The sequence below is a fragment of the Chloroflexota bacterium genome (assembly GCA_018648225.1).
In the GTDB taxonomy this organism is placed as follows: Bacteria; Chloroflexota; Anaerolineae; order Anaerolineales; family UBA11858; genus NIOZ-UU35.
Genome location: JABGRQ010000023.1, coordinates 23,876 through 27,167, shown reverse-complemented (window position 1 = coordinate 27,167; position 3,292 = coordinate 23,876). Strand labels below are relative to the sequence as shown.

Genomic DNA, 3,292 nt, shown 5'->3' with positions numbered 1-3,292 from the left:
CGCCGCCAGGGTTTCTTCCGACGGAGGAGCAGAAAATTATGACCCGCGATTTACGCGCCTATGCCCGACAAACGAATGTCCAATTATTAGCTGGTTTCATCCTATTATTATTTCTCATCGGCGATGGATTGATCTACGTCTTCTACGGGCGCGAGTCGGCCATTATGGGCGTCATTTGCCTCGCGGCGGGGGTGGCCCCGCTGCTGATTATTTTCCTGGTTTTACGGGGCATGGAGTGGATTGTCGAGCGGGCCAATCGAGAATAAGGCGCGGCAATGGATACTGAAACGCTAACGATTAAGGATTGGAAACTGCGTATTCGGCAGCCCGAAGGTGATGCTGTGCCCCCGGCGATTCTCCTGCTTCACGGCTGGACAGGGGACGAGAATGCCATGTGGATTTTTGCGTCCAAGTTGCCTGAGCATTATTTGCTAATTGCGCCGCGCGCGCCACATACAGAGCCGCGTGGCGGCTATAGCTGGCATCCTTCACGAGAGAAGGGTTGGCCTGCGCTGGATGATTTTCGCCCGGCAGTGTCGGCGCTGTTGGAATTGATGGCCGAATGGCCTGCCACGGTTCCGGCGGATTTCTCGAATTTGCGTTTGGCGGGATTCAGCCAGGGGGCCGCGCTGACCTATTCGTTTGCATTGCTCCACCCCGAGCGAGTCCGCGGGCTGGCTGCTTTGGCGGGATTTTTGCCCGATGGAGCGGCAGCATTCCTTATGGGGGATTCCTTGCAGGGAAAACCCATTTATATTTCCCACGGGTCAAAAGATGAATTGGTTCCGGTGGCGCGCGCCCGTCAGGCTGTGCAGTTGTTGGACGCGGCCGGGGCTGATGTGGCTTACTGCGAATCGGATGTCGGCCACAAATTGAGCGCCGATTGTTTTAAAGGTATGGAGATGTTTTTTCAGTAAAAATAAAGAGCTGACAGGTTTTCGAAGACCCGTCAGCTCTTGGAGTTTTGTGAAGGGGAGTTATATCACCGGCAAAGGGTGCTCGAAAGACATCCCGGCGTTGTACTTGAATTCGCTGGCGAGTTGGCTTTGAATGTGGCTGAAGATGATTGAGAGCGGTAGATGCTGCGGACAGGCTTGCTCGCACATGCCGCAACCTGCGCACGAGATCAGCCAGCGCATGGCTTCGCGTTCGATGAGTTGGCCGTTTTCATTGCGTTGTGGATAGTGAATATCGCACAGGGGGCAGACATGCATACAGGTATTGCAATCACCGCAGTTATTGAGTTGCTCGACCAGCGCCCCTATATTTTCGGGCAGCAATCCCCCCAGGCCGTTGGTAATGCGCTCGCGGGTGTTTTCGCTGCGCTGCACCAACCGGGCGGTAACGCGTTCGTGTGTGTCGAGCAGTTCGGCATCAAATTCAGTTTCTGCCAGCTCTGATAGATTAAGTTTTTCGGCCAATGCTGCATTCGCAATCGTAATGAGCACAGCCTGTCGCACGGGCAAACCCAGAATACCGATATTGATGTCGGCAAGTGTGGCTTCGGGCGAGATACATACCTGACATGCGGCGCGGTAGCGATAGCGCACAATTCCGCCCTGACGGCTGAACTGCAAGGCTTCTTGTGATAATTCTCCGGATGAGCCTTTGCGCTCTGCGCGCCAGCGATATTCGTCGGCGGGTAGTGTTCCCAAACAATCCACGCAGATGGTCAGTAGGCCATCGAGCGCGAAATTTTCGTATTTGCTCATTTCCACCAGCGTGCGCATTTCGCAGGGGCGCAGCATGGCCGCGGCTTTGTTGGGGGCGGTTCTTTCAAGCAGACTGGGAATCAGCTTGGCGGCATTGAGCGGCATGAGTGGCGTGAAGGGATTCAGATGCTCAATTTCATCGAGATGCTCTAAAATGCGCGGTCCGGTGCGATCGGGATGGCCGTTGGTCGGTGCGAGCATTTTTTCGATGTCCAGCGTTTGCCAGATGGTATTGGCAAATTGGCGCACTGCCCCGAGGGGATCGCCGTGAGTGTTGAGCATCCATTGAGTAGTCATGTCTTCCTCGCAGTACCCGATCAATCAACGGTAGAAAGCGAGAAGTGGAAAGTAGTACACAGCCACTTCCCACTTCTCACAATCTACTACCCACCAATCTGTCTTTCTAAAATCTCGGCAATATCCATTACCTTGACTTGTTCGCCAACGCCTTTTGCACCGATAGCATCCTCGAACATAATCAGGCAGTAGGGGCAGGCCGTGGCGAGAGTTTCGGCATCGGCTTCGATTGCATCTTGCAGGCGGTTGTGGTTGATGCGCTTGTCGGCATCGGTTTCCATCCACATGCCGCCGCCGCCCGCGCCGCAGCAGAAGCTATTTTCGCCGTGGCGTTTGAGTTCCACACGCTCAACTTTGGCTTGATCGAGTAATTGGCGCGGCGCTTCGTAGATGTTGTTGTAGCGCCCCAGGTAACAAGAGTCATGGAAAGCGAGTTTGCCTTTAAGCCCGTTTCCGTTAGGCGAGATTGCGCCCAAATCTGCGGAAACTTCTTCAAGTAATTCGCTGTAGTGCAGTACTTCAAAATCGCCACCCATTTGTGGATACTCATTTTTCAGTGTGTTGAAGCAGTGCGGGCATTGTGTGACGATGCGCTTGAATTTGACCGAATTGAAGATTTCAATATTCTGTTCGGCAAATACCTGGAAGAGATATTCGTGCCCCATACGGCGGGCGGTTTCGCCGCAGCAGGCTTCATCGTGGCCTAGCACACCGAAATCGACACCGGCTTTGCCGAGCAGTCGGGCTACCGATTGGGCGACCTGCTTGTTGCGGTCGTCGTAGGCGGCGGCACAGCCCATATAGAGCAGCACATCCACTTCGTCGCCCGGAGCCAATTCGCGTACTTCCAGGCCTTCAGCCCAGGCCATGCGATCTTGGGGGGGCATCCCCCAGGGGTTGCCCTGGCGTTCCAGATTGCGTAGTGTATCGCCGACCGATTTGGGCATTTCGCCGGTGGTCAGGATTTGATAGCGGCGCAGATCGATCACGCGCTCCGGCGGGCGGATGAAGGCCGGGCAGCGCGTCAGGCAGGCTCCACAGGTGGTACACGACCAAAGGGCTTCTTCCTCGAAGAGATGCTCGGGGAGTTCAGCGGCAACTGCGCCATTATTGGAGGGCGTGCCGAGCGAGTCGAGCATGGCGTCGCGCAGTTGGATTAGCAATGTCTTGGGTGAGTAGGCCATTCCGCTGGCGGTCGCTGGGCAAACTTCTTCGCAGCGCCCGCAGCGCAAGCAGGCGTCAAATTCGAGCAGGTTTTGCGGCAGGAATTCGGTCACTTGCCC

4 protein-coding genes are annotated in these 3,292 nt (G+C 55.5%); 2 read left to right on the top strand and 2 right to left on the bottom strand.

Features of this window, described 5'->3' with window-relative positions:
* Positions 1–38 precede the first annotated feature (38 nt).
* Positions 39–266, top strand: coding sequence for a hypothetical protein (locus tag HN413_00665; protein MBT3388901.1), 228 nt, complete (start codon positions 39–41; stop codon positions 264–266).
* Between the two features lie 9 nt (positions 267–275).
* On the top strand, positions 276–917 hold the full coding sequence (locus HN413_00660; protein ID MBT3388900.1) for a hypothetical protein: 642 nt from the start codon (positions 276–278) through the stop codon (positions 915–917).
* Positions 918–977: 60 nt separating this feature from the next.
* Here the strand turns inward: HN413_00660 and HN413_00655 are convergent, their stop codons facing one another.
* Positions 978–2,009, bottom strand: a complete 1,032-nt coding sequence (locus tag HN413_00655) for a hypothetical protein (GenBank protein ID MBT3388899.1) — start codon at positions 2,007–2,009, stop codon at positions 978–980.
* A gap of 86 nt (positions 2,010–2,095) precedes the next feature.
* On the bottom strand, positions 2,096–3,292 hold a 1,197-nt coding region (locus HN413_00650; GenBank protein MBT3388898.1), incomplete at its 5' end, for a (Fe-S)-binding protein.